Source organism: Rhodococcus sp. Q (assembly GCF_005503035.1).
Lineage (GTDB): Bacteria > Actinomycetota > Actinomycetes > Mycobacteriales > Mycobacteriaceae > Rhodococcus_G.
Genome location: NZ_SCOY01000013.1, coordinates 59819 through 86064, shown reverse-complemented (window position 1 = coordinate 86064; position 26246 = coordinate 59819). Strand labels below are relative to the sequence as shown.

Genomic DNA, 26246 nt, shown 5'->3' with positions numbered 1-26246 from the left:
GAGGCAGGGTCCGGCCTCAGGCCGCTCCGCGCAAGTTAGGTACGGCTCAGTAAACTGAGGACGGGCCGACACGGCCTGTGCACCCGAACCGTCCGTCCGCTAGCCGAAAAGGTAGTTCGCTCGAGATGACTGATCAGAATCGCCCGCTGCGGGTGGCCATCGTCGGCGCAGGCCCGGCCGGCATCTACGCCGCCGACGCGCTCATGAAGTCCGACACCGCCTCCGATCGCGGCGTGAGCATCGACCTCTTCGAACGCATGCCCGCCCCGTTCGGCCTGATCCGCTACGGCGTCGCGCCCGACCACCCGCGCATCAAGGGCATCATCACCGCCCTGCACAAGGTCCTCGACAAGCCGCAGGTCCGCCTGCTCGGCAACCTCGACTACGGCACCGACATCACCCTCGACGACCTGCGCACCTTCTACGACGCGGTCATCTTCTCCACCGGCGCCAACGCCGACCGCGCCCTGAGCATCCCCGGCATCGACCTCGACGGTTCCTACGGCGCCGCCGACTTCGTCTCCTGGTACGACGGCCACCCGGACGTCCCGCGCGAATGGCCCCTGGAGGCCGAGAAGGTCGCCGTCCTCGGTGTCGGCAACGTCGCCCTCGACATCGCACGCGTCCTCGCGAAGACCGGTGATGAGCTGCTGCCGACGGAGATCCCCGCCAACGTCTACGAGGGCCTCAAGGGCAACAAGGCCGTCGAGGTGCACGTCTTCGGCCGTCGCGGTCCCGCGCAGGCCAAGTTCACGCCGCTCGAGCTGCGCGAGCTGGACCACTCCCCGACCATCGAGGTCATCGTCGACCCCGAGGACATCGACTACGACGAGGGCTCCGAGGCTGCGCGCCGCGGCTCCAAGCAGGTCGACATGGTCGCGAACACCCTGCAGGACTGGGCCATCCGCGACGCAGGCGACCGCCCGCACAAGCTGTTCCTGCACTTCTTCGAGTCGCCCACCGAGGTTCTCGGTGAGGACGGCAAGGTCGTCGGCCTGCGCACCGAGCGCACCGAACTCGACGGCACCGGAAACGTCCGCGGCACCGGCAAGTTCAACGACTGGGACGTCCAGGCCGTGTACCGCGCCGTCGGCTACCTGTCGCAGAACATCGCCAAGCTGCCGTTCGACGATCAGGCGGGCACCGTTCCCAACGAGGCCGGACGCGTCCTCGACGAGGACGGCAAGCACATCGACGCCACCTACGTCACCGGCTGGATCAAGCGCGGCCCCGTCGGCCTCATCGGCCACACCAAGGGCGACGCCAACGAGACCATCGCGTGCCTGCTCGCGGACGCCCCGAACTTCGCGGGCGCCCCGAATCCCGACGAGAACGCGATCATCGAGTTCCTCGAGGGCAAGAAGCTGCCCTACACCACGTGGGACGGCTGGTACCGACTCGACGCCCACGAGCGCAGCCTCGGTGAGCCGGAAGGCCGCGAGCGCATCAAGGTCGTCGAGCGCGACGACATGCTGCGCGCATCGCAGCAGTAGTCCACTTGTTCACGAGCGTGGCGCCCGGATATCCGGGCGCCACGCTCGTGTGATCGACAGGGCAGCACAGTGTTCGACGCACACGTCCACATCATCGACCCGCGGTTTCCGCTGGTCGCCAATCACGGCTACCTGCCCGAGCCGTTCACGATCGCCGACTACCGGGACCGGGTCGCCGAGCTGGGACTGAGCGTGCACGGTGGCGCCGTGGTCACGGCGTCGTATCAGGGCACCGGCCAGGACTACCTGGTGACGGCGCTGCGCGAACTCGGGCCGGGCTGGGTGGGCGTGACACAACTGGATCCGGATGTCACGGACGAGGACATCGTCGCCCTCGATCAGGCGGGAGTGCGGGCCGTTCGTTTCAACCTCAGGCGCAGCGCCACCGACATGAAACTGCTGACGACACAGGCACTCCGGGCCTACGAGCTCGTCGGATGGCACGCCGAATTCTACGTGGACGCATCACTGCTGCTGTCCCTCGAACCGGTGTTCAAGAAGCTGCCAGCGGTGAGCATCGACCACCTGGGCATGTCGACGCGAGGCCTGCCCTACCTCCTCAACCTCGTCGACCGCGGAGCGCGGGTGAAGGCCACCGGGTTCGGCCGCGCCACCATCGACGACGTCGGTGACGCGCTGCGTCGCATTCACGCCGTCAATCCGACGGCGTTGATGTTCGGCACCGACCTCCCCGGCACCCGCGCCCGCCGCGCCTTCGAACTCACCGACCTCGAGACGATCACCGACGCCGTCGGCGACGACCTGGCAGCGGTGCTCGGCGGCAACGCGCGATCGTTCTACCGCATCTGACGCGTCAGGTCGCCAGCACCGCCGCGAGCCAGACGCCCGCCGCGAGCAGCGCTCCCAGCAATTCCACGAGAATCGACAGGCCGACGGCCTTGGTGGCGTGCACCGTCGCACGCCAGGCACCCGAGTGGGTGCGGTGCCGCTGCGCCTCCGACAGATAGGTGCCGAGCAGGAACCCGAGCACCAGTCCGATCACCGGGATCACGAAGAACCCGACGATGCCGAGCAGGCCGCCGATCACCAGCGACCGGTTCGGCACCCCGGCGTCGCGGAGTCGCTGCCCGGGCCACGTGTACTTGACCACTCCGGAGATCACGAGAAGCACTGCGGCGACACCGAACACGGCCCACGCCGCCCCGGTGCCCTCCACGATCGCCCACACCGCGATCGCCCCGAGGATGAGCAGCGATCCCGGCAGGATCGGTAGGACGATGCCCACCAATCCCACCAGGATCGCCAGTCCGACGAGTATCTCTGCGCCCACGCTCACGGGCGCCACTGTGCCAGACCCTCCGCCTTCGTCGTGACGGTGACGCTCCCACAACCACCTGCTGCGCCGCTCTCCGCACGAGGACGTGCGGATATCACTGCACCACAGGACGGTTCAGGACCACTACCTCACGGCGCCTGATGCAGGGAGAGCACGTTCCCGTGCGGGTCGCGGAACCATGCGACGCGGGTACCGTCGGGTGCCGTCCAGGCGGCGTGCTCGTCCTGGTCCATGCCCTGGTAGTCGACGAACTCGATGCCGCGGGCGCGGAGGTCGTCCACGGTGGCGTCGAGGTCGGCACACTTCCAGCCGAGGACCGTGTACCCGGCGCCGGGGACGGCCTGCACGAGCGTGACGCGCAGCGGGACCCCACTGCCCCCGTCGACGACGAGCGCGAAGGGTGTACGTTCCCGAAGCGTCAGACCGAGCGTGTCGACGTAGAACATCGCCGAGACGTCCAGGTCGGTGCTGGGCACGAAGGCCACGAGTTCACCGGGAAATGTCATGGATCCACTGTGCGCGGACTCCTCGGCGGGGGCAACCGCTGCCTCATTCGTGACCCGCGGCACACCCGCGACCAGCAAGGCGTTAACTTAGCGGGTGTTAAGTGACCGCGGGTGTTGAGTGGATACCCCGACGAATCGAGGAGAACCGTGTCCGCAGAGAACCACACCAGCAAGGGCGGCCCGCTCGCCGGAATCCGCGTCGTCGAGCTGGCCGGTCTCGGTCCGGCTCCGCACGCCGCGACCCTGCTGGCCGACCTCGGTGCCGACGTCGTCCGCGTTCAGCGCGCCGGACAGCTCCCCTCCCCCGACCGTCCGCGTGACCAGATCCTGCGTGGCCGCCGGATCGCCGAGGCGAACCTGAAGGATCCCGCGGACATCGAGAAGGTCCTCGGTTTGATCGAGCGCGCCGACGTCCTCATCGAGGGATTCCGCCCCGGCGTCACCGAGCGGATGGGTCTCGGCCCCGATGCGGCGCTCGCCCGCAACCCGCGGCTCGTGTACGGCCGGATGACCGGCTGGGGCCAGGATGGTCCGCTTGCGCAGGCCGCGGGCCACGACATCAACTACATCTCCCTGACGGGTGTGCTGCACGCGATCGGCCGCGAAGGTGAGCGCCCGGTTCCGCCGCTGAACATGGTCGGCGACTTCGGCGGTGGCTCGATGTTCCTGATCTTCGGCATCCTCGCCGCGCTCGTGGAGCGTCAGACATCCGGCAAGGGCCAGGTCGTCGACGCGGCGATGGTCGACGGCACCGCTGCCCTCTCGCACATGATGTGGGCGTTCCGCGGCGCCGGAGTGTGGTCGGACGAGCGTGGCACCAACATGCTCGACACCGGAGCCCCCTACTACGACACCTACGAGACGTCCGACGGCAAGTACATGGCGGTCGGGGCGATCGAGCCGCAGTTCTACGCCGAGCTGCTGCGTCTGCTCGAACTGGATCCGGCGTCGCTGCCCGGCCAGAACGACAAGAGCGCGTGGCCGGAGCTGCGCAAGGTGTTCACGGAGACGTTCCTGTCGAAGACCCGCGACGAGTGGTCCGCGATCTTCCTCGGCACCGACGCCTGCGTGTCTCCGGTCCTGACGTTCGCCGAGGCCCCGGACAACGAGCACCTCGCGGCCCGCGGCACGCTCGTCGAGCTCGACGGCGTCGTCCAGCACCGTCCCGCGCCGCGGTTCTCCCGCACCAACCCGGACCTGCCGTCCGCGCCCGCGACCGAGAACACGGACCTCGGCACCCTCTGGCGCTGATCGAGCCGGTGCGCTTGCGGATGCCTGGCATCCGCAAGCGCACCCGCCTCCTCCACCGCGCCGTCCCTCGTGGTGGGAGACCCACACCACCGACGTCCTCGTCGTCTCCACTGGACAAATCCACGGTCGCAGTCCGCGACCACGCGCAGCGCCCGCTGGGCGGGACGCACCGATGCCCTCGTGGTCGGCCCCGCCCTAGCGTGGTTTCACGCTTGAGCCGCGACACCCGGAAGATTCCGGGCCGGAATATCGCGCTCGTGGAAGGACATCCAAGTGAACGAACAGGATTCGGCGCCCACCGTCACCGCCGAGTACGACGTCGTCGTGGTCGGTGCGGGCATCGCGGGCGTGTACGCGGTCCACCGATTCCGTCAGCAGGGACTCACGGTGCGCGCCTTCGAGGCGGCGAGCGGGGTCGGCGGCGTCTGGTACTGGAACCGCTATCCCGGTGCCCGCTGCGACGTCGAGTCCGTCGACTACTCCTACTCCTTCTCCCCCGAGCTCGAACAGGAGTGGGACTGGAGCGAGAAGTACGCCACCCAGCCCGAGATCCTCCGCTACATCAACCACGTCGCCGACCGCTTCGACCTGCGACGCGACATCCAGTTCGACACCCGGGTCACCTCCGCGACACTCGACGAGGACACGCTGCGGTGGACCGTGCGAACCGACCGCGGTGACGTCGTGTCCGCCCGCTTCTTCGTCGTCGCCGCCGGGCCGCTGTCCAACGCGAACACCCCCGACTTCGCCGGCCTCGACACCTTCACCGGCGACGTCCTCCACACCGCGCAGTGGCCGCACGAGAGTGTCGACTTCACCGGCAAGCGCGTCGGCGTGATCGGCACCGGCTCGTCGGGTATCCAGTCGATCCCCCACATCGCCGAGCAGGCCGACAGGCTGTTCGTCTTCCAGCGGTCCGCTAACTACAGCGTCCCCGCAGGCAACGCCGAACTCGACGACGCGGCCCGCGCCGAGCAGAAGGCCGGCTACGCCGAACGACGCCGCCTGTCCTGGGAATCCGGTGGCGGCTCCCCGCACCGCACGCACCCCAAGCTGACGCTCGAGGCGTCCGAGGACGAACGCCGTGCCGCCTACGACGAGCGCTGGAAGCTCGGCGGCGTCCTCTACTCCAAGACCTTCGCCGACCAGCTCACCAACCAGGCCGCGAACGACACCGCCCGCGAGTTCTGGGAGGAGAGGGTCCGCGCCGTCATCGACGACCCCGCGACCGCGGAGCTGCTGATCCCCAACGATCACGCGATCGGCGCCAAACGCATCGTCACCGACAGCGGCTACTACGAGACCTACAACCGCGACAACGTCGAACTGGTCAACCTCAAGGCCGCGCCGATCGTCGGCATGGACGCCGGCGGCATCACCACCACCGCCGCGCATTACGACCTGGACGTGATCGTCCTCGCCACCGGATTCGACGCCATGACCGGTTCGCTCGACAAGCTGGAGATCGTCGGCCGGGGTGGACGCACCCTCAAGGAGAAGTGGGCCGCCGGCCCCGAGACCTACCTCGGACTCGGCATCGACGGCTTTCCCAACTTCTTCAACCTCACGGGCCCCGGCAGCCCGTCGGTGCTGGCGAACATGGTGCTGCATTCGGAACTGCACGTCGACTGGGTCGCCGACGCCATCGCCCACCTCGACGACCGCGGCGCCGCCGCCATCGAGGGCACGCCGGAGGCCGTCACCGGCTGGATCGAGGAGTGCCGCACGCGGGCCGAGGCGTCACTGCTGAACACCGCGAACTCGTGGTATCTCGGTGCCAACATCCCCGGCCGACCGCGGGTGTTCATGCCGTTCCTCGGCGGCTTCTCCGCCTATCGCGAGATCATCACCGAAGTGGCCGAATCCGGGTACAAGGGTTTCGACATCCTCGAGAACTGATACCGCCGAGGCGATCTGAAACGGCAGCGATCCACAGCAGCACTGGGCCGGACCCGAAAGGGTCCGGCCCAGTGCTGTGTTCGGCCCAGTGCCGTGTTCGGTTCCGCCCCGTCGGTCAGTGCTGCTCGTCGAGCGCCGCGTCCGGACGCAGCTTCCCGCTCAGTACCCGAGCACGCCGGGACGCGAGCCGCTCGAACGAGCCGGGGTGGGTGAGGATCCAGAAGTCGTCGCGCGCGATGCCCTCGAACAGCACCTCGGCGGCGGTGTCCGGGCTCATCCCCTCCCGGATCTGGTCGCGCCAGAATTCGGCGTCCACGGCGGTCTCCCCGCGGTCCGGGGCGTCCTCGAAGATGCGGGTGGCGACCTGGCCGGGACTGAACACCGACACCGCGATCTGTGGATGGACTTCGGCGCACTCGAGGTAGAGGCATTCGGTGAGTGCCTGCACGCCGTGCTTCGATGCGGCGTAGGCGGTCATCCGGGGTGTGATGGCTATGCCGCCCACCGAACACGTGTTGACGATGTGCGACGGGCGCGGATCTGCACCCATCCGCGGCACGAACGACCGGATGCCGTGGAAGACGCCCAGCAGGTTGACGTCGATGACGCGCCGCCACTCGTCGGCGGGGACCTCCCACGTGACGCCGAGCGACTCCAGTCCGGCGTTGTTGAGCAGCACCGTGACCGAACCGAACTCGCGGTAGGCGGCGTCGGCGAGTGCATCGACGGCGGCGGCGTCACGAACGTCGGTGGGCACCGCGAGGGCGGCGTGACCGTCCGCGCGCAGATCGGCCGCCACCGCGTCCACCCGCGGAGCCGAGATGTCGGCGAGCACGACGTTCATGCCCAGTTCGGCCGCGCGTCGGGCCGCACTCTCCCCAATTCCGCTGCCCGCCCCGGTCACGACAGCGGTTCGGCCCCGCAGGTCCTCGTATCGCACGGTGCCCCCTCCTATTTGACGCAGTGACCGGCGTCGACGGGCAGGGTCACGCCGGTGATGTACCGGGACTCGTCGGACGCGAGGAACAGGCACGCGGCGGCGATGTCCTCGGGTTCGATCATCGGAACGGGCAGCAGGTGCATGGATTGCGTCGCCGCCTCGAACCGCTCCTGCGTCGGCTTGTCGTCACCGGGGCAGAACGTCCGCATCGTGGCCGGGTTCTGGATCATCGGTGTGCGGGTGTTCGCGGGATGAACGGTGTTGACCCGGACACTGTGCGGTGCGAGCTCGTTGGCCAGGGACTTCATCAGGCCGACCACACCGTGCTTGGCCGCGGTGTAGTGGCCGACGCTCACCAGACCCCGCAGGCCCGCGATGGAGCTGATCAGCACGATCGAGCCGCCGCGTCCGCCGTCCAGGATGTGCGGGATGCCTGCCCTGCAGGTGCGCCACACACCGGTGAGGTTGACGTCGAGCATGGTCTGCCAGCGGTCGGCTCCCATCTCGACGGCGCGACCGGACGAGCTGATCCCGGCTGTCGCGCAGATGACGTCGAGGCGACCGAGGGCGTCGACGCCCTGCGCCACCGCGGCGTCGAGCGACTGCTGGTCGCGGACGTCGGCGACGAACGCGCGGATCGAGCGGCCGTGCGACTGCACGAGTCGCACCGTCTCCGCGAGATCACCCGGCGACGCGCCGGGGTTGGTCGAGTGTTCGACGGGCGCACACACGTCCACGGCGATGACGTCCGCGCCCTCCTGCGCGAACCGCACCGCCTGCGCGCGGCCCATGCCCCGCGCGGCGCCGGTCACCAGTGCAACCTTGCCTTCGAGCCGTCCGCTCATCACGCCACCTTCTGGGTCTGACCGGCGTCGACGACCAGTTGCAGGCCTGTGACGTACCGGGATTCGTCCGATGCCAGGAACAGCACCGCGTTGCTCACGTCGATCGGCTCCACCCACGGCACCGGCAGCAGCATCCGCCTTGCCAGGACCTCGGCCACGTCCTCCTCCGTGGGGTTCTCCAGGTCCGGTCGCAGGCGGGCGAAGGTGGCGGGGTTGATCGTCATCGGTGTGGCCACCGCACCGGGATGGACCGTGTTGACCCGGATGGACTGCGCACCCAACTCGTTCGCGAGCGTCTTCACGAGGCCGGTGATCGCGTGCTTGGCGGCCGAGTAGTGGGATGCCCCCGGCACTGCCTTGATCGCGGCGGTGGAGCCGACGACGACGATCGAGCCGCCGGACGGATTCATCTCGGCGACGCCTGCCTTGATCGTGTGCCACGTTCCGGTGACGTTGACGTCGATCGACCGGTCCCAGACGTCGTCGTCGATCGTCCACGACGGCCCGGGGTTGTCGCAGACGCCCGCGTTGGCGACGATCGTGTCGAGCGGGCCGAGTTCGCGTACACCCGCCTGCACGGCCGCGGTGACCGCCGCGAAGTCTCGGGTGTCGGCGGTGCCCGCGACCGCACGGCGCCCCAGTTCCCGCACGAGGCGGACGGTCTCCGCCAGGTCGGCCTCCGACTCCTGCCCCGGCAGGTCGATCGCGAGGACGTCCGCGCCCTCCTCCGCGAGGCGAACCGCGTGTGCGCGCCCCATCCCCCTGCTCGCGCCCGTGATGAGCACGTTCTTGCCCGCCATCCGTGTCATGGTTCGTTCCTTTCGCCGGCGTCGGGACGCTAACGGCCGAATCGGGCGCGGCGGCAGCTGTTCTCCCGCGTGATGGGAGGCATGGGCCCGGTTTTCCCTCGTCGGGTCGGCACCGTTCCATTGAGCGGGAAGACCCCTTACCCGCCGGACGAACCGCCAGTTCCATGATCCGCATCACAGGACAGCCCCCTGATGGCACGGAGGAACACATGTCGCTCGCCAGCACATCCACGACCAACTCAGCCGACGACGGCGACATCCGCGAGATCGAGGCCGCTGCCGCGCCCGTGCGGTTCGCCCGCGGATGGCACTGCATCGGCCTGCTCCGGGACTTCCGGGACGGTGAGCCGCACGCGGTCGAGGCGTTCGGCACCAAACTCGTCGTCTTCGCCGACAGCAACGGCAAGCTCAACGTCCTCGACGGCTACTGCCGCCACATGGGCGGCGATCTGACCCAGGGCACCGTCAAGGGCGATTCGATCGCGTGCCCGTTCCACGACTGGCGCTGGGGCGGCAACGGCAAGTGCACGAACATCCCGTACGCCCGCCGCGTGCCCCCGCTCGCCAGGACCCGTGCCTGGACGACGCTGGAGCGCAACGGCCAGCTCTACGTGTGGAACGACCCGCAGGGAAATCCCCCTCCCGCCGACGTGACCATCCCGGAGATCGCAGGCTACGGCACCGACGAGTGGACGGACTGGAGCTGGAAGACGCTGCGGATCAAGGGTTCGCACTGCCGCGAGATCGTGGACAACGTCGTCGACATGGCCCACTTCTTCTACATCCACTACTCGTTCCCGCGCTACTTCAAGAACGTCTTCGAGGGCCACACCGCGACGCAGTACATGCAGTCGACGGGCCGTGAGGACGTCATCTCCGGCACCAACTACGACGACCCGAACGCCGAGCTCCGCTCGGAGGCAACGTACTTCGGTCCGTCGTACATGATCGACTGGCTCGAGTCGGACGCGAACGGGCAGACCATCGAAACCGTTCTGATCAACTGCCACTACCCGGTCAGCAACAACGAGTTCGTCCTGCAGTACGGCGCGATCGTCAAGAAGCTCCCGGGCCTGTCGGACGAGATCTCGGAGGGCATGGCGGCCCAGTTCGCGGAGGGTGTCGAGACGGGCTTCGAACAGGACGTCGCCATCTGGAAGAACAAGGCACCCATCGACAACCCGCTGCTGTCCGAGGAGGACGGCCCCGTCTACCAGCTGCGCCGCTGGTACCAGCAGTTCTACGTGGACGTCGAGGACATCACCGAGGACATGACGACGCGTTTCGAGTTCGAGATCGACACCACCCGGGCCGTCGCGAGCTGGCAGCAGGAGGTCGACGAGAACGTCGCGAAGCAGGCAGAGGGTTCCGCCGCGAACTCCTGACCACCAGCCGTCGAACCACATGATCAGAAGGATTCACACCATGAGTTACGAAGTTCTCGCCCGTATCGAGGCGGCCTCGGAAGACATCTTCCTCGAGGGCATCGAGGCCGAGCGGATCGGCAAGGTCGCGGACGCGACCGCGAAGCGGATGAAGGAGGCCGGTTCGATCCGGATGCTCCAGCCGAAGGAGCACGGCGGACTCGAGGTCCACCCGCGCGAGTTCGCGGAAACCGTCATGCGGATGGCGTCGCTGAACCCGTCGGCAGGCTGGGTGCACGGCATCGTGGGCGTCCACCCGTGGCAGCTGGCGTTCGCCGATCCCAAGGTCCAGCAGGAGGTCTGGGGCCAGGACCAGGACACCTGGCTCGCGTCGCCGTACATGCCCGCCGGCCTGTGCGTGCCGGTGGATGGCGGGTACAAGTTCTCCGGCAAGTGGTCGTTCTCGTCGGGAACCGACCACTGCGACTGGGCATTCCTTGGGGCGATGGCCTGCAACCCGGACGGCAGCATCGAGATGCCGCCCCGCATGCTGCACGTCATCATCCCCCGCACCGACTACGAGATCATCGAGGACTCGTGGGACGTGATGGGCCTGCGCGGAACCGGATCCAAGGACCTCGTCGTCAAGGACGCGTTCGTGCCTGCCTACCGGGTCATGGACGGCGACGCGGTCATCGACGGCACCGCGGTGCGCGAGTACGGCCGCACCGAAACGCTGTACCTGATGCCGTGGTCCACGATGTTCCCGCTCGGCATCACGTCGGCGACGATCGGCATCTGCGAGGGCCTGCTGCATCACGCGAACGACTACCAGCGTGAGCGCATCAACCCGCAGGGCACCGCAGTCAAGGACGACCCGTACTCGATGTTCGCGATCGGCGAGGCCACCGCGAAGTTGCAGTCCGCCCGGGATTCTCTGCTCGCCAACGTCGATCGGATGTGGGATCTGGTGGACGCCGGGAAGACCCCGACGTTCGCGCAGCGCGCCGCCGGCCGCGAGACCCAGGTGAACGCGGCCTGGCAGGCCGTCACCGCGATCGATCAGGTCTACGCACGCTGCGGCGGCAACGCCCTGCGGATGGACAAGCCGATGCAGCGCTTCTGGCGTGACGCGCACGCGGGCCTGCACCACGCGATCCACGTACCCGGCACCGTGTACCACGCCGCGACGCTGAGCGGACTGGGCGTCGACCCGCAGGGCCCGCTCCGCGCGATGATCTGATCCGCCGAATCCACACCACTCGAATCGACAACGGAGACAAACACAATGACGAACCCTGATCTCGGCGGATTCGGCACCGACATCCGCGGCCTGGGATACGTGAAGATCCAGACCAACGACATCGAACGCTGGCGGACGTTCGCGTTCGACGTGCTCGGCTTCGCCGAGGGCACCGGTCCGGACGAGAACGCCCTGTACCTGCGCATGGACGAGCGCGCAGCCCGCATCGTCGTCGTGCCCGGTGAGACCGACGAGGTCGTCACCGTCGGTTGGGAGGTTCGCGACCACGCCGCACTGGTCCGGGTCACCGAGGCCGTCGAGCGCGCGGGCATCGCGGTCAAGCCGCTCTCGCTCGAGGAGGCGGACGCCCGCCGTGTCGAGGAGGTCGTGACCTTCCAGGATCCGGCCGGAACCACCCTCGAGGTCTTCCACGGCGCGGTCCTCGACCACAGCCCCGTCGTCACGCCGTTCGGCGCCAAGTTCGTCACCGGCGCACAGGGTCTCGGCCACGTCGTGCTGCCGACGATGGACCCGAACGGCACGTTCGACTTCTACACCGAGGTGCTCGGCTTCCTGCCCCGCGGCGCCTTCCGGATTCCGGCTCCGCCGGAGTTCGGCCCGATGCGTGTGCGCTTCCTCGGCGTCAACCAGCGCCACCACAGCCTCGCGCTGTGCCCCTCCCCGCACGGCGGCGCGCCCGGCCTGGTGCACATCATGGTCGAGGTCGACACGCTCGACGCCGTCGGCCAGGCACTCGACCGCGTCGTGAAGGACGGTTTCTCCGTCTCGTCGACGCTGGGCCGCCACACGAACGACAAGATGGTGTCCTTCTACGTCCGCGCACCCGGCGGCTGGGACATCGAGTTCGGCACCGAGGGCATGAAGGTCGACGAGGCCCACTACTCGGCCGAGGAGATCACCGCGGACAGCTACTGGGGTCACGACTGGTCCGGCAGCGAGCCCCTCGCGGCGATGTAGCGCCTCGCCCGCACCGCGCGAACCCTGTTCCAGATGAAGGGGCGCGACGTCTCGACAGACGTCGCGCCCCTCCTTCGCATCAAGATCTTTCGTGACCCACTTCACAATCTCCTGATTCTGTGCCACTATTCCTAATCGAAACACCCATGCCAGATGGGTCTCGCGGCAGAGAGCGCCAGAACCTAGGAGACAGTGATGACTGCAGCAGCAACCGCAGAATCCACCCCGACCGCGGTACTCGACCGGGTGTCGCTCGTCCTGAACACCTTCGACGGCCCCGGCCGGCTCACCCTCTCGCAGGTCGTCGAGCGCACCGGACTGCCGCGGTCCTCCGTGCACCGGATGCTCGAGCGCTTCGTCACGATGCGCTGGCTGCGCCGCGACGGCCGCGCGTACGAGCTCGGCACCGGGCTGATGGAACTCGGGTCGATCGCCCTGCATCAGAACCGCCTCCACGGCGCCGCCGCACCGATCCTGCAGGAACTGCACCGGGTCACCGGCTACGTCGTCCACCTCGGCGTCCTCGACGGCTCCGACGTGCTGTACCTCGACAAGGTCGGCGGACGACTCGCCGCCGAACTCCCCACCCGCGTCGGGAGCCGCTACCCGGCGCGTAACTCCGCGATCGGCAAGGCGCTGCTGGCCTACACCCCGGGCCGCACCGACGACCTCGTCGGATTCACCCCCGAACTGCACAAGGTTCGCGAGTTGGGGGTCGCGTACGAGGTCAGCCAGATCTCCGGAGGAATCGGCATCATCGCCGTCCCGATCGGCCCCGTCGGCGGTGTCCACGCCGCACTGTCGATCTGCGGACCGACCACCCACCTCAAGTTCGACCACCGTCACTCGTCGCCCGTTCGCATGGCCGCGAACGCGATTCAACACGCCCTCGCCGGCCACGCCGCGGGTGCGGGACCGATCGCGCACCGCAACCGGCTCCAGAGCCTGCCCACCGCGGTGTCCGGACTGCGCGCCCAGTCCGCCTGACCGCGGTACACCCGGCCGTCGGTCCTGCGCTCAGCCGAACCGACGGTCGAGCCAGGCACGAAGGTCGTCGTTCGCCGCATCGGCCATGGCCGTCCGGTGCCCGGTGAAGCCATGCGGCGCGGCGGGGTAGACACGCAGGTCGACGGCGACGCCTGCCGCGGACAGGTGCGCGGCCATGGCGAGGTTGTCGCGCAGCAGGACGTCCTCCTCTCCGACGACGATCAGCACCGGGGGCAGGCCCGTCAGGTCGGCGTAGACCGGCGAGAAGTCCGGATCGGTCCGGTCACGTGCCGCACCCGCATACGCCTCGATGAAGTACTCGTCGGCGATCAGGCGTCCGCTCGGTGTCTGCCCGCTGAGGTCATAGGTGCCGAACTGCAACACGGCGGCGTCGAACGCGGACATGCCGCGGTCCCGGAGACGAACGAGCGTCGTCATCGCGAGCGTCGCGCCCGCCGAGAACCCTCCGATGCAGAGTCGACTCGTTCCGAACCGACCGACCGCGTGTTCCGCGAGCCACAACGCCGCGGTCTCACAGTCGCGAGGGGCGGCCGGCCACGGATTCTCCGGCGCGAGAAGGTAGTCCACGCTGACGACCACGATGCCGAGAGCGTCCGCCAGCTCGCGGTTGCGGACATCGTCCGCTGCCGCCGACCCCCCGTAGAACCCGCCGCCGTGAATGTCGAGAAGCACGCCCTGAGGGGAGATCGACACCGGGGAGTGAACTCGGACCGGGACCGCGCGGTCACCGTGCCTGGCCGTCTCCACCTCCGCGGGAGGATCCGACCGCTCGGGAGTCCTCGCCCCACGCCGGATCGACTGCAGCTCGTCCCGATTGCGCGGCCCCCGACCCGTGCCGCGGTGCTCGTAGAACTCGCGGGTCGAGTCCACCAGAGGAAGCAGACGCGGGTCGATCAGCTGGGACAGGCCGAGTTTCACGCGCCCAGGCTATCCAGCCGGCGAGCCCCTCAGGGTTCGAGACCCTCCACGAAGTCCTCGACAGCACGCCAGGAGCCCGTCACCTCGGGAAGTGGGTTACCCAGTTCGTCCCGCTTCCGAACGTGAGAGAACTCGGCAGCCGCGGCGTCGATGTCGTCGAGCATCTGCCGGGCGAGATCGACCTCCGCCTGAAAGTAGCGCTCCGCCCAGACCAGGCTCATCTGCGAGAAGGCCCACGAGGGCTCACGCGTCGCATGTTCGGCGTGCAGTGTCGCCCTGCCGCGCATCGTCTCCATGTTCTCGATGTGCGACCGGACCAACGCCTTCAGCTGCTCCGGCTCGTTGAGGTGACCCATCCACAGCCGCAACATCAAACCGTGCTTGAGAACGGGCTGCTCCACCGGCGCATCGCGGGACCAGTTCCGGACCGCGCGCGTTCCCTCCGCTGTGATGCGGTAGACCCGCCGACCCCGCTCACCGGGCTCCGACACCACTTCCGACTCGACCAGCCCAGCCTTCTCGAGCCGCTTGAGCTCGGCGTAGATCTGGCTGATCGACGGGCTCCAGTAGAAGAATCCGATGCTCCAGTCGGCCCACTTCTTGAGGTCGTATCCCGTGAGTCCCTCACCGAGAGTGAGCATCCCGAGAACGGCCCAGCTGGTCGCGGGCAGAGACGGGTACTGGTCGTCTGCGGCCGCGGCTGGGTAACCGTCAGCAACGGACTCGGTGTCGGACATGAGCGAAGACTAACAGCCCAGGTAGGCGCCGTTCACGACCCGAGCGGCGTCGAACCGATCAGCGGACTTCCCCTCCCGCTCCACGGGAGGACGACATCCGGAGCACCCGAACCACAACTACCGTCGCGAAGGACACCAGGGAGGTCCGACATCATGGAAAGCGTCCGCTGCACCACCTGCAGCACCCGAGTCCTCGTCGAGAAGTACAGCGAGGCGCACACCAGCATCCAGTGGCTGGGGGACGTCGACAGTGCATGCCCCCGATTCGCCGAGACGCATCCCCGTGACGGCCGCGCCCGGGTCGCGACATGCCACAACCTGCAGGAGAGCATCGACGGGCTGACGCTGTCCGGGCAGATCGGCATGTCCCTGCGCAGTTATCCGATTCCGGGCCGGCTCGAATAGCGCATCACACGACCTGCGCTCACACCACAACCGGAACGCTTGCGCCCAGGCGCGCGTCACCCGCGAGCCCGCGATAGGCACCTGCAAGCCCCCGAACGGCCGCGCGCAGTTCGTCCTCGCTTCGGGCGTAGGGCAGGCGGAGGTACCGCTCGAACGCACCGTCGAGGCCGAACCGCGGACCCGCCGCCACCTGCACGCCGTGGCCGGGTGCGGTCGCGGCGATGGCCGTCGACAGCGGCGCAGGCAGGTGCACCCACAGCGCCATTCCTCCGGAACCGGGGTCGCACTGCCACTCGGGCAGTGCGACCGCCAGCTCGTCGAGGAGAGCCGCGCGTTGGGCCCGCAGCCGATCGCGTCGCGCGGGCAGCACCGAATCGGGGTCCGAGAGGAGCTCGGCCGCGACGACCTGTTCGAGGACCGCCGAACCGAGGTCCAGCGCCGAGCGGATCGCGAGCAGGGCGTTGATCGTCGACACGTCGGCGCGAATCCAGCCGATCCGCAGTCCGGACCAGTACGCCTTCGACATCGATCCGACGGTGATCACGTCGGCGCGGGCACCGACCGCGAACCGCGCGACGGGCGTCGGCGTCGGCGCGTCGAGACCGAGGTCCGTCATCGTCTCGTCGACCACGAGTGTCATATGGGTGTCGCCCGCGATCCGCACCATCTCGGCGCGGCCCACGTCGTCGAGGCAGAAGCCGGTGGGGTTGTGGAAGTCCGGGACGACGTAGGCGATCTTGGCGGCGGTCTGCCGGGCGGCGTTACGCATCGCGTCGAGGTCCCAGCCCTTCGACTCCAGTCGCAGTGGGACCGGAACCGGCCGCGCCCCAGTACGTTTGATCGCTTCGATGGCATTGGTGTAAGTGGGGTGATCGATCAGGATCCGCTCGCCTGGCGACGCCAGGAGCGAGAGCACCAGCACCAGTGCCTGCTGAGCGCCCGTCGTGACCATGATCTGGTCGGCGGTCGTCGGGACGCCGCGATCGCGGTAACGCTGCGCGACGGCTTCGCGCAGCACCGGCAGTCCGAGCGACTCCAGCCCCGGGGTGTGCAGATACGCGGGCAGATCGAGCAGCGCACTGGCGTAGGCATCGCGGATGCGCTCGGCGGGCGCGGACATCGCCGCGCACGTGAGATCGATGACCGGCTGCCGAGAGACCTGCGCCTCCCCCGTGACCGCGCCGCGGGCCCGGCCGGGCGGTACCGCGGCGGGCATCGTCACCGTGCTCCGCGACCCCTGCCTGCTGGTGAGGAAGCCGTCCTCCCGCAGCACCGCGTATGCGGACGTGATGGTGGTGCGACTGAGTTCGAGCACGACGGCCAGATCCCGTTCGCTCGGCAGCGAGACCCCGATCGGGATACGTCCGTCGGCGATGAGCAACCGGATGCCGTCCGCGAGGGCGCGGTAGCCGGGACGGCGGCCAGCCCCTCGGGTAGCTCGGGCTGTCGTCGCCGCGCCGCGGGCGTCGTCGGGCTGCCAGTGGCCGAGGTCGCGGGCGAGAGTGGAAGCTCCGATCACACGTGACATGCAGGCCAGTATTCCGAAAGTGGCCATTTCCTACAAGGCCAGTTGTCCGCACGATGGAGGCATGGCCCCCTTCCTGACCTTCCTCGCAGTCCTCGCCGCCCTCACGGCAGTCGCTCTCGTCCGCCGTGACCGCGGCACGCCACTCTTCCGCCTCGACCAGTTCCGACCTGCCGCTCCGCTGGCCGGGCGCCTACCGGAGACCCATGACGCCGACCGCGCCTACCGCGACCTCCAGGCCGTGGCATCGCGCTCCGAGCCGGGAATCGCCACCGGTCGCACCCTCGTCGACAATCAGTCCAGTTGACCCCAACTGGACTGGTCAATTCGGCCGGGTGTCGGTGCCGGCGGCCATACTGGTGGCGTGACGATGCTGAACTACTCGCTCTTCGACACCGATCTCGGCCGGTGCGGCCTGGTCTGGGGTGAGCACGGCATCGTCGGCTTCCAGCTACCCGAGGGCTCCGACGACCGCACCATCGGCCGCCTGCGTCAGTGCTTCCCCGAGGCGGTCGAGAGCGCACTCGACCCCGCAGTTCGCCCGGTCGCCGACCGCGTCGCCTCCCTGCTCGCCGGCACCACCGACGACCTCACCGACGTCGACCTCGACCTGACCGGTCTCCCCGATTTCGACCGCCGCGTCTATGCCGTCACCCGCGCCATCGCGCCCGGGCACACGCTCACGTACGGCGAGGTGGCCGCGGCGATCGGCAGCCCCGGCGCGGCACAGGCCGTCGGACAGGCCTTGGGCCGCAACCCGATTCCCGTTCTGGTCCCGTGCCACCGGGTCCTTGCCGCTGACGGTGCCGTCGGCGGGTTCTCCGCCGCCGGCGGCACCGTCACCAAACGTGCCCTGCTCGCCGCCGAGCACACACCCGGGTTCGGCGAACCGACCCTGTTCTGAACCCGGGACCGGGTGCGCCGGTTCGGGGCGTCAGTCGGCCACGAGGACCGGTGCGGACGACCGGTCGTCGACACCGGAGACCACGACCTGCTCGATGCGGCGCGGCAGGGCGAACGCGACCACCGCGCCGAGGACGGCTGCGACCGCACCGATGAGGAACGCGACCTGGAACCCCGCATCGGTGTAGAAGACGACGCCCTGCGTCATCTCCAGCGGGATCGGTGCGATGTACGAGTTGTTCAGCACCGTGAACGCGATGACGGGAAGCACCGCCGGGAACACCGACTGGAACACTCCCACGATGCTCGCGGTGCTCGCCTGCAACTGCGGCGGGACGGCCTCGATGAGCAGGTTCGGAATCGACGCGTACGCCATACCCATCCCGGTCCCGAACAGTCCTGCGAACGCGATGAGCAGGGGCTTGCTGTCGTGGGACAGCGCCACACAGGTGAAGCCCGCCGCCATGCCGAGCATGCCGATCGCCATCAGCGGCCGCGGTCGTGCACCCCGCCCGACGAGCATGCCGACGATCACGCCGCCGACGACCACCATGCCGCCGATCGGTGCCTGGAAGATGGCGAATCCTTCTGCGCTCACACCGAATCCGTAGCCGAGTCCGAGGATCGCCGGCGTCATCGCGAGCATCGGCAGCAGGATCGTGAACAGACCGCTGGCGCCGTAGCAGAATCCGGCTCCCACGGCCGTCAGCAGCACCGGCCGGCGTCCGAGGACCTTGAGGTCGATCAGTGGTTCGCGGACGAACCGCGCCGAGACCAGCCAGGCGGCGATCAATGCGACACCGCCGACCAGGTACGCCAGGGTCGATCCGCTCGCCCATCCCCAGGTGGGACCGAAGCTCACCGCGATCAGGACGCCCGCGATACCTGCCCCGAGGAGGACCGCACCGATCAGGTCGACGCTCGAGCGCAGGCGGACAGGAGACTCGTCGGTGGTGACGAGGATCAGGGCACCCAGGACGACGAGCCCGATGACGAAGAACCAGAAGATGCTGCGGAACCCGTGGTTGTCGATGAGCCAGCCGGTGAGGAACGGGGCGGGGATCGCGATAAGACCCATGCCACTGGTCGCGATGCTCACCGCGAGCGCGATCGTCTTCGGCGGGAACACGTCCCGGATGAGCGAGTAGCTCAGGAAGAGGCACGGCACGAGCAGGCCCGACAGGGCGCGGCCCGCGATCAGCACCGCGTAGCTGTCCGCAACCGCGGAGACGAGCGACCCGGCTGCGGCGACGCCCACGCACGCGATCAGCAGCTTGCGTTTGCCGTACATGTCGGCGAGCTTGCCGATGAGCGGCGCGGTGACGGCACCGACCAGGAGGAACGATGTCAGCAGCCAGGCGCCCTGCGTGGTCTGGTAGTGCCCGGAGATGGCGGGCAGCGCCATGCTGATCATCATGTAGCTGACCGCGAGCATCTCCAGGAGAAGCACGATCGAGGCGAGCGAGAAGATCAGCCGCGGCGTCCAGCGCTGGGCCGACCCGCTCGCGTCGGGAACCGCGGGAGTTCCGTTGACCATGGTGTTCCTTCCGTTCGACATCCCGAGCTCCCGCGCGCATTGAAGGTGCGGGACGAGATGCGTTGTTGACGAGGCACATTCACTGATCCGAGTGGATCGTGTAACCCACATCACACTGGCGGCACGGTGTGTCGTGCCAGACACTGTTCCGCCCAACGGGAGGAGTGCCGACCGGACAAACAAAAAAAGTTCCCCGACTCCGCGCCTCGCTCAGCGTGAGTGAGCGGTTGCGGAATCGGGGAACAGTCAGAGCGTGTCGGTCGGGGCGCGCGTCAGTCGGCCGGAGCGCTCGCGGCGTGCCGGGCACCGATGTACCCGAAAACCATTGCAGGGCCGATGGTTGCTCCGGCGCCCGCATAGTCGTTGCCCATGACGGCGGCCGAGGTGTTGCCGGTCGCGTACAGGCCGTCGATCACCGACCCGTCCTCGCGCAGTGCCCGGGCGTGCTGGTCGTAGACGATGCCACCCTTCGTGCCGAGGTCACCCGCGGCCATCCGGACCGCGTAGAACGGTCCGCTGTCGAGGGCGTCCAGCGCCGGCGCGGGAAGAGTGGGATCGCCGTAGTAGTTGTCGTAGGCGCTTTCACCGCGACCGAAGTCCTCGTCGCGGCCCGCGCGGGCGAATCCGTTGAAACGCGCGACCGTCTCCGACAGTTGCGAGGACGGAAGCCCGATGGCCGACGCGAGCTCCTCGACGGAATCCGCGCGGTGCATCAGCCCGGTCGAGTACCACGACTCCGGGAACTTCTGGCCCGGCATCACACCGCCGAACTGGTAGCGGTTCTTCGCCTTTCCGTCGAAGATGAACCAGATCGGGTCGTGCCGCCCGGCGAGCTGTTCGTGTACGAACGTCACGTAGGGCGCCGCCTCGTTGGTGAATCGACGCCCCGACTGGTCGACGATGATCGACCGGGGAATCGATCGCTCCGACACCAGCACGTGCATGATGCCGTCGGGCCGACGGAACGACGGCATCCACCAGGCGTCGTCCATCAGGTCCAGTGCGGCCCCGACCTTTTCGCCGGCGAGGATACCGTCACCGGTGTTGTCGACGGATCCCGCGCTGAAGTTGTCCTTGCCGCCGTCGCGCAGGTACTTCTTCCGCAGCTGGTCGCCCTGCTCGAAGCCGCCACTTGCGAGCAGGACGCCCTTGCGGGCCCGGATCCGCAGGTCCGCGCCGCCGCGGCGCACCACCAGTCCGCGCACCGCGCCGGAGGAGTCGGTGACCAGTTCCCGCATCGGGCTGCCCAGCCACAGCGGAATTCCCGCCTCCTTGACCGCCAGTCGGAGCCGTCCGATCAGCGCCTGACCGAGGGTCTCCATGTGACGTCGCAGCAGAATGCTGGTCATCGCACGCCATCCGGTGGCCAGTGCGGCCCGGCGGCCAGCCCAGGTCCGCATCACCATGTTCAGCTTCACGAACTCCTTGGACGTGATGTACAGACCCGCGGGTGTCGCCAATGCACCGGGGCGCAGCAGCTTCTCGTCCTCGCCGAGCTGCTTCAAGTCGAACGGCAGCGGCTCGATCGTGCGGCCGCGGGGCCTGCCGCCGTCCTTCTCCGGGTGGTAGTCGGAGTAGCCCGTGCACCACTGGAAGCGCAGGTGCGGGCTCGTCTTCTCGAGGAACTCCATCGTGGCCGGACCCTCGTCGATGAAGGCGTCGAGGTTCGCCGTGGGGACCTGGTCACCGACGACGGCATCGAGGTAGCGCCGGACGTCCTCCCTGGTGTCGGAGAGCCCCTCGCGACGCAGGGTCGGGTTGTTCGGGATCCAGATGTTGCCACCGGAGAGCGCGGTGGTGCCGCCGTAGACCGACGCCTTCTCCACAATCAGCGTGTCCAGGCCGCCGTCCCGGGCGGCGAGAGCACCGGTGAGTCCACCGCAGCCACTACCGACGACGACGAAATCGACCTCGTGGTCCCACTTCTCGTTCTCGTTCTCGTTCGCGTTCATGTCACTACTTCCCGTCGGTGACCGTAAGGTCCGCCGGCGACCAGACCGCGCGCATGCTGGTGATGCGGGCCTGCTCGTCGAAGGTCATGACGTCGATCGGCTCCACCGTGATCGTCTGGTCGCCGGTCTCGGTCACGACCCGGAAGTGGAACGCGGCAGTGGTGCCCGCGACCTTGACCGCGAGCAGCTCGGTGCGACGCGTGACGGCGTCGAGTGCCGAGTAGAACTTCTCGATCGCGTCCCGCCCGACCTTGGGTTCGCTCCCGACCGGATCCTCGAGGGTCGCGTCGTCGGCGTACAGGGCCGCGATGTCGGCGGACGTGCCGCTCGCGACCGCGTCCAGGTACGTGGCGACCGCAGCGCGGACGTCGTCTTCGTAGGCCATTGATGACTCCAATGTGTCGGGAGGGAACTGCGACGTGACGGTAGCGACGATCCGGCCGATGCGACCCCCCGCCCTCCCACCGAGCGGGAAGTCCATTAGCCCTGGTCCGGGATCACGCCACGCGGTCGCAGATGGCGGCCCACCCCTGCTTCCCAGCCTGCTCGGCAAGGCCGAGGGGCCTGTCACGCTCCACTCACTGTCGTCCTCGCACACGAAAAACCCCGGACCGAATCGATCGGTCCGGGGTCGTCCCGTGAATGAAGGCGCCTGAGGTCAGGCCAGGATGTCGCGGCGGACGATCGTCTCGTCACGGCCGGGTCCGACACCGATGCAGGAGATGTACGCGCCGGACAGCTCCTCGAGCCGCAGCACGTAGTTCTGCGCGTTGACGGGCAACTCCTCGAAGGTGCGGCAGTGCGAGATGTCCTCCCACCAGCCCGGCATCTCCTCGTAGATCGGCTTCGCGTGGTGGATGTCGGTCTGCGTCATCGGCATCTCGTCGGAGCGGACCCCGTCGACCTCGTACGCGACGCAGATCGGGATCGTGTCCAGGCTCGAGAGCACGTCCAGCTTCGTGAGGAAGTAGTCGGTGATGCCGTTGACCCGGGTCGCGTAGCGGGCGATGACGGCGTCGAACCAGCCGGTGCGGCGGGCGCGGCCGGTGGTCACACCGACCTCACCGCCCTGCTTCGCGAGGTACTCACCGTGGTTGTCGAACAGTTCGGTCGGGAACGGGCCCGAGCCGACGCGGGTCGTGTACGCCTTGAGGATGCCGAGCACGGTGGTGATGCGGGTCGGGCCGATACCGGAGCCGACGGCCGCGCCACCCGACGTCGGGTTCGACGACGTCACGTACGGGTACGTGCCGTGGTCGACGTCGAGCAGCGTGCCCTGCGAGCCTTCGAGGAGGACGGTCTCGCCACGCTCCAGCGCGAGGTTCAGCTCGAGGCGGGTGTCGGTGATGCGGTGCTTGAACCCCTCCGCCTGCTCGAGCACCTCCTCGACGACCTGCTGCGCATCGAGGGCCTTGCGGTTGTAGATCTTCGCCAGCACCTGGTTCTTGAACTCCAGTGCGGCCTCGACCTTCTGGGTGAGGATCTTCTCGTCGAGAACGTCCGCGGCACGCACGCCGACACGGGCGATCTTGTCCTGGTAGCAAGGCCCGATACCGCGTCCCGTGGTGCCGATCTTCTTGGCACCGAGGAACCGTTCGGTGACCTTGTCGATGGCCACGTGGTACGGCATGATCAGGTGCGCATCGGCCGAGAGCAGCAGTGCGGAGGTGTCGACACCCCGATCCTCCAGGCCGGCGAGCTCGGTGAGCAGAACGCCCGGGTCGACGACGACGCCGTTGCCGATCACGTTCTTCACACCCGGCGTGAGGATGCCGGACGGGATGAGATGCAGGGCGAACTTGTCGCCGTTGGGGAGAACGACGGTGTGACCGGCATTGTTGCCACCCTGGTACCGCACCACCCACTGCAGGCGGCCGCCCAGTAGATCGGTAGCTTTGCCCTTACCCTCGTCGCCCCACTGGGCTCCGATGAGGACGATTGCCGGCATGACGTCTCCTAGAGTCGACAGACTTCTGCGCATCTCAGCGCAGAGGCCAGCCGTCCGTGGACAGTGGCCGGGACGACAGTTTAGTCCAGTGCAGTCGGAACCCTCACAGGTACATCACGGAACAGGTCTCAGGCAGCCGAGTGATCGTGCAGCCACGGCGCGGGACTGACCTGGACCGCGACCGCCTCCCCGACCGTCGCGGATCGGATCACACACGTCGGCGGGGCCCACACGGAACCGTTCTCCTGCAGGTAGACGGCCCGGTCCGGGTCACCGCCCACCAGGTAGGCGACACCATGCCCGTCCATGCCGAAGCGGCCGGTCGCGTGCGCCGCTATTCGACGCGGGATCTCGGGCGGGTAGTCGCTGGTGTCGAGGATCAGGTCCTCGTTCGTGGTGTTGACCATGGTGACGCTCACGGTTGTCATCGAACTCACCTCGACTCCAACTCACTTCGACTTGTCCTGGCCACACTCTGTTCAACAATTCCCCGGGGCCCACAAGTCCCGTTCACGCCCTCATTCGGCAACGAGCGCGAACCCGGGACTACCACCGTCGCCGGGGACGATTCCGGCGACGACTACTCCGTGGCCCGCCCGCATCCTCCCCTCGGCCCGGTACGTGCCGTCCTCGACTCGGGTCGGCTCGACCGTCGCGGTTCCCCCGACCAACGTCGACATGTTGAACCACACGACGCGGACCGGACCTGGAGCGGTGTCGTCCGGGAGGTCCGCATGCAGCAGCACGACGTCGGGATCGGTCAGCGACCGCTCGACGTCGGCGTGCAGCACATGCGCCCCGATCACCGGCTGAACCTGGAACGGGTGGCTCAGCGCCGACGTCGGAGTCGACATCTGGCCGATGCCGAGTTCGAGGAGGTCCTTCGCCGCGAGGAGGTCGGCCGACGTCTCGGCGATGCCCTCCTTGCGTAACTCGCTCACCACGGAGGTGAGACCCGACCGGCAGAAGCGGGTCACTCGGGTGGACGGGCGGTGTGACGACGTGGCAGCGGTCAGCATCGAATGCTCCGGTGGTCGACGCGCGGGCGGTCGGATCGGCCGGTCGCGCGTGCGTGTCGGCGGTTCCTGCAACTATCCAGCCTAGAACCGTAAAGTCTCGATCAGACCGCCAATTCCGTAAGCATCGGGCCACCGGTTTCCGGCCGTCGGGTGCGCGTTCGTATCGTCGACCACGACGACCGCGGACCGACCGGAGCTGATCTTGACCATTCACGTACTCGTGTGCGGCGACGCCGCACTGCCGGAGTCCCTGTCGACCCTTCCCTGCACTTCTGTGCCCGCGGTGCCCGCGAAACCCGACTTCGACGCACTGCTCCCCGCGCTCGACGACACCGACGCGCGTCTCGTCGTGGTCGGCGACGACGGCGCCCTCGCCGCGACGGTGACCCGGCTGATGCGCGGCGAACGACTGCACGTCGAGGTCGCGTACGTCGCGGCCGAGCGGACACCGGTCACGCGGCTGTACGGACTGCCGGTCGGCGAGCGGGCGGCACACCTGGCCGTCACCGGGGCCGTATCGCCGCTGCCACTGATCCGCGACGACTCGGGCACCGCGCTCGTCGGAGAGGCAACGATCACCGGACCCGACGGCGGACCGCTCGTCGGGGAGGCGTACGCCGACTCCGAACGCGTCTTCTCCGGCGAGATCCCGGCGCTGCGGGTCGCGCCGACCCCCGCGCTGCCGGGGGTGCGGGCGAGTGCGGGCAGGCGACTGCTGCGCACGCACTGGCTGCCGGCGCGGGCCGTTCAACTCGGGGCGGTCGGCGCGGTCGTGACCCGCGACGGCGTCACCACTCCCCGTGCCCTCAAGCGCTGCAGCTTCTATCGCGACGATCGGTCGTGGCTCCTGGTCCGCTGATCACCGCGCAGCGAACGCGGCGGTGATACTGGATTCATGACGTCCCCCGACACCCGCCGCTCGGCGGTCCGGCCGAGCCCGGTCTTCCTCGCGGTGCTGGCCGTCGCCATCGCAGGCGGCGCGATGGCGTGGCAGGCGGCGCCGAAGTCGACGACCGCGAGTGTCGGGGTTTTCGTCCTCGTGGTCGCGGGCTGGGTGGTCACCGTCTGCCTCCACGAGTTCGCGCATGCGTACACCGCGTGGCGGTACGGCGACCGTGACGTCGCGGCCCGCGGCTACCTGACGTTGAATCCGCTCAAGTACAGCCACCCGCTGCTCTCGATCGGATTGCCGGTGCTGTTCATCGCGCTCGGAGGAATCGGCCTGCCTGGCGGCGCCGTGTATCTGCGCACCGACCTGCTCTCGCCGCGAGCCGCCCGACGGATCTCACTGGCGGGGCCGATGGTCAACGCCCTCGCCGCGGTGGTGCTGCTGACGGTGATCCGGTTGTTCGCGGACACCGAGTCCCACCCGGTGTTCTGGTGGGGACTCAGCTTCCTCGCCTTCCTGCAGGTGATGGCGACCGTCCTGAATCTGATTCCGATCCCCGGCCTGGACGGCTACGCCGCGCTGGAGCCGTCGCTGTCGCCGAAGACCCGCCGCGCCCTCGATCAGTACAAGGGCGTTGGCCTGCTGGCGCTGATCGCGTTGCTGTTCGTCCCGTCGATCAACCGGCTGTTCTTCGACGCGATCTACGGACTGTTCGAACTGTCCGGCGTGCCGAGTGTCTGGGCCCAGTACGGCAACTACCTGATGCGCTTCTGGTTGTGA

General features: G+C 68.4%; 27 protein-coding genes. 13 read left to right on the top strand and 14 right to left on the bottom strand.

Going from position 1 to position 26246, the window contains the following annotated elements:
• The first annotated feature begins 125 nt into the window (after window positions 1–125).
• Together FFS72_RS14695 and FFS72_RS14690 are read left to right on the top strand one after the other, a co-directional pair.
• Window positions 126–1493, top strand: a complete 1368-nt coding sequence (locus FFS72_RS14695) for an FAD-dependent oxidoreductase (RefSeq protein WP_137874624.1) — start codon at window positions 126–128, stop codon at window positions 1491–1493.
• A 69-nt stretch (window positions 1494–1562) separates the two neighbouring features.
• Complete coding sequence (locus FFS72_RS14690) at window positions 1563–2303, top strand: amidohydrolase family protein (RefSeq protein WP_137874623.1); 741 nt, start codon at window positions 1563–1565, stop codon at window positions 2301–2303.
• A gap of 4 nt (window positions 2304–2307) precedes the next feature.
• Here FFS72_RS14690 and FFS72_RS14685 read toward each other — a convergent pair whose 3' ends face one another.
• Window positions 2308–2790, bottom strand: a complete 483-nt coding sequence (locus FFS72_RS14685) for a DUF456 domain-containing protein (protein ID WP_137874622.1) — start codon at window positions 2788–2790, stop codon at window positions 2308–2310.
• A gap of 128 nt (window positions 2791–2918) precedes the next feature.
• Window positions 2919–3296, bottom strand: a complete 378-nt coding sequence (locus tag FFS72_RS14680; RefSeq protein ID WP_137874621.1) for a VOC family protein — start codon at window positions 3294–3296, stop codon at window positions 2919–2921.
• A 147-nt stretch (window positions 3297–3443) separates the two neighbouring features.
• On the opposite strand from FFS72_RS14680, the gene FFS72_RS14675 reads away from it, so the two are divergent.
• Together FFS72_RS14675 and FFS72_RS14670 are read left to right on the top strand one after the other, a co-directional pair.
• Window positions 3444–4547 (top strand): CaiB/BaiF CoA transferase family protein, encoded by a 1104-nt coding sequence (locus FFS72_RS14675; protein ID WP_137874620.1) that lies wholly within the window; start codon window positions 3444–3446, stop codon window positions 4545–4547.
• Between the two features lie 273 nt (window positions 4548–4820).
• Window positions 4821–6446, top strand: a complete 1626-nt coding sequence (locus tag FFS72_RS14670; RefSeq protein ID WP_137874619.1) for a flavin-containing monooxygenase — start codon at window positions 4821–4823, stop codon at window positions 6444–6446.
• Window positions 6447–6561: 115 nt separating this feature from the next.
• Here the strand turns inward: FFS72_RS14670 and FFS72_RS14665 are convergent, their stop codons facing one another.
• The 3 genes from FFS72_RS14665 to FFS72_RS14655 are packed head-to-tail and all read right to left on the bottom strand — an operon-like array spanning window position 6562 to window position 9040.
• Window positions 6562–7386 carry an SDR family NAD(P)-dependent oxidoreductase gene (locus FFS72_RS14665; protein ID WP_137874618.1) on the bottom strand — a complete coding sequence of 275 codons (825 nt, stop codon included), beginning with the start codon at window positions 7384–7386 and terminating at the stop codon, window positions 6562–6564.
• Between the two features lie 11 nt (window positions 7387–7397).
• Window positions 7398–8231 (bottom strand): mycofactocin-coupled SDR family oxidoreductase, encoded by an 834-nt coding sequence (locus tag FFS72_RS14660; RefSeq protein WP_137874617.1) that lies wholly within the window; start codon window positions 8229–8231, stop codon window positions 7398–7400.
• On the bottom strand, window positions 8231–9040 hold the full coding sequence (locus FFS72_RS14655) for a mycofactocin-coupled SDR family oxidoreductase (RefSeq protein WP_137874616.1): 810 nt from the start codon (window positions 9038–9040) through the stop codon (window positions 8231–8233). The genes FFS72_RS14660 and FFS72_RS14655 overlap by 1 nt, the downstream gene beginning before the upstream one ends.
• A gap of 209 nt (window positions 9041–9249) precedes the next feature.
• Between FFS72_RS14655 and FFS72_RS14650 the strand changes: the two genes are divergently transcribed.
• From FFS72_RS14650 to FFS72_RS14635, 4 genes are all read left to right on the top strand, one after another.
• Window positions 9250–10425 carry a 3-ketosteroid-9-alpha-monooxygenase, oxygenase component gene (locus tag FFS72_RS14650; protein ID WP_137874615.1) on the top strand — a complete coding sequence of 392 codons (1176 nt, stop codon included), beginning with the start codon at window positions 9250–9252 and terminating at the stop codon, window positions 10423–10425.
• 40 nt (window positions 10426–10465) lie between these two features.
• A complete protein-coding gene (locus tag FFS72_RS14645; protein WP_137874614.1) occupies window positions 10466–11647 on the top strand; it encodes an acyl-CoA dehydrogenase family protein in 1182 nt (393 codons plus the stop codon).
• 45 nt (window positions 11648–11692) lie between these two features.
• The gene (gene bphC / locus FFS72_RS14640; RefSeq protein ID WP_137874613.1) at window positions 11693–12625 is read left to right on the top strand and encodes a biphenyl-2,3-diol 1,2-dioxygenase; all 933 of its coding nucleotides are present in this window, start codon (window positions 11693–11695) and stop codon (window positions 12623–12625) included.
• A gap of 195 nt (window positions 12626–12820) precedes the next feature.
• Window positions 12821–13612 carry an IclR family transcriptional regulator gene (locus FFS72_RS14635; RefSeq protein ID WP_137874612.1) on the top strand — a complete coding sequence of 264 codons (792 nt, stop codon included), beginning with the start codon at window positions 12821–12823 and terminating at the stop codon, window positions 13610–13612.
• A 30-nt stretch (window positions 13613–13642) separates the two neighbouring features.
• Here FFS72_RS14635 and FFS72_RS14630 read toward each other — a convergent pair whose 3' ends face one another.
• Complete coding sequence (locus FFS72_RS14630) at window positions 13643–14551, bottom strand: alpha/beta hydrolase (protein ID WP_137874611.1); 909 nt, start codon at window positions 14549–14551, stop codon at window positions 13643–13645.
• 29 nt (window positions 14552–14580) lie between these two features.
• Complete coding sequence (locus tag FFS72_RS14625; protein ID WP_137874610.1) at window positions 14581–15288, bottom strand: PadR family transcriptional regulator; 708 nt, start codon at window positions 15286–15288, stop codon at window positions 14581–14583.
• A gap of 153 nt (window positions 15289–15441) precedes the next feature.
• On the opposite strand from FFS72_RS14625, the gene FFS72_RS14620 reads away from it, so the two are divergent.
• A complete protein-coding gene (locus FFS72_RS14620) occupies window positions 15442–15693 on the top strand; it encodes a hypothetical protein (RefSeq protein ID WP_137874609.1) in 252 nt (83 codons plus the stop codon).
• Window positions 15694–15712: 19 nt separating this feature from the next.
• Here the strand turns inward: FFS72_RS14620 and yczR are convergent, their stop codons facing one another.
• On the bottom strand, window positions 15713–17221 hold the full coding sequence (yczR, locus tag FFS72_RS14615; RefSeq protein WP_137874608.1) for a MocR-like transcription factor YczR: 1509 nt from the start codon (window positions 17219–17221) through the stop codon (window positions 15713–15715).
• Window positions 17222–17282: 61 nt separating this feature from the next.
• Here yczR and FFS72_RS14610 point away from each other — a divergent pair, with 61 nt between their 5' ends.
• Together FFS72_RS14610 and FFS72_RS14605 are read left to right on the top strand one after the other, a co-directional pair.
• Window positions 17283–17525: a hypothetical protein gene (locus tag FFS72_RS14610; RefSeq protein WP_137874607.1), complete on the top strand. Its 243-nt coding sequence runs from the start codon at window positions 17283–17285 to the stop codon at window positions 17523–17525.
• Between the two features lie 63 nt (window positions 17526–17588).
• Window positions 17589–18122, top strand: a complete 534-nt coding sequence (locus FFS72_RS14605; protein ID WP_171018688.1) for a methylated-DNA--[protein]-cysteine S-methyltransferase — start codon at window positions 17589–17591, stop codon at window positions 18120–18122.
• A 30-nt stretch (window positions 18123–18152) separates the two neighbouring features.
• Here the strand turns inward: FFS72_RS14605 and FFS72_RS14600 are convergent, their stop codons facing one another.
• The 6 genes from FFS72_RS14600 to FFS72_RS14575 all read right to left on the bottom strand — a co-directional run bounded on the left by FFS72_RS14600 (window position 18153) and on the right by FFS72_RS14575 (window position 24577).
• Window positions 18153–19658 carry an MFS transporter gene (locus FFS72_RS14600; protein ID WP_137874660.1) on the bottom strand — a complete coding sequence of 502 codons (1506 nt, stop codon included), beginning with the start codon at window positions 19656–19658 and terminating at the stop codon, window positions 18153–18155.
• 272 nt (window positions 19659–19930) lie between these two features.
• Window positions 19931–21610 carry an FAD-binding protein gene (locus FFS72_RS14595; RefSeq protein WP_137874605.1) on the bottom strand — a complete coding sequence of 560 codons (1680 nt, stop codon included), beginning with the start codon at window positions 21608–21610 and terminating at the stop codon, window positions 19931–19933.
• A gap of 4 nt (window positions 21611–21614) precedes the next feature.
• Window positions 21615–21995, bottom strand: a complete 381-nt coding sequence (locus FFS72_RS14590) for a nuclear transport factor 2 family protein (protein WP_137874604.1) — start codon at window positions 21993–21995, stop codon at window positions 21615–21617.
• A 273-nt stretch (window positions 21996–22268) separates the two neighbouring features.
• Window positions 22269–23558 (bottom strand): adenylosuccinate synthase, encoded by a 1290-nt coding sequence (locus tag FFS72_RS14585; RefSeq protein ID WP_137874603.1) that lies wholly within the window; start codon window positions 23556–23558, stop codon window positions 22269–22271.
• 128 nt (window positions 23559–23686) lie between these two features.
• Entirely contained in the window at window positions 23687–23986 is a 300-nt protein-coding gene (locus FFS72_RS14580; protein ID WP_137874602.1) for a hypothetical protein, read from the bottom strand.
• 90 nt (window positions 23987–24076) lie between these two features.
• The gene (locus tag FFS72_RS14575; protein WP_137874601.1) at window positions 24077–24577 is read right to left on the bottom strand and encodes a hypothetical protein; all 501 of its coding nucleotides are present in this window, start codon (window positions 24575–24577) and stop codon (window positions 24077–24079) included.
• A gap of 196 nt (window positions 24578–24773) precedes the next feature.
• Between FFS72_RS14575 and FFS72_RS14570 the strand changes: the two genes are divergently transcribed.
• Window positions 24774–25436, top strand: a complete 663-nt coding sequence (locus FFS72_RS14570; protein ID WP_137874600.1) for a hypothetical protein — start codon at window positions 24774–24776, stop codon at window positions 25434–25436.
• Between the two features lie 36 nt (window positions 25437–25472).
• Window positions 25473–26246, top strand: a complete 774-nt coding sequence (locus FFS72_RS14565; RefSeq protein WP_137874599.1) for a site-2 protease family protein — start codon at window positions 25473–25475, stop codon at window positions 26244–26246.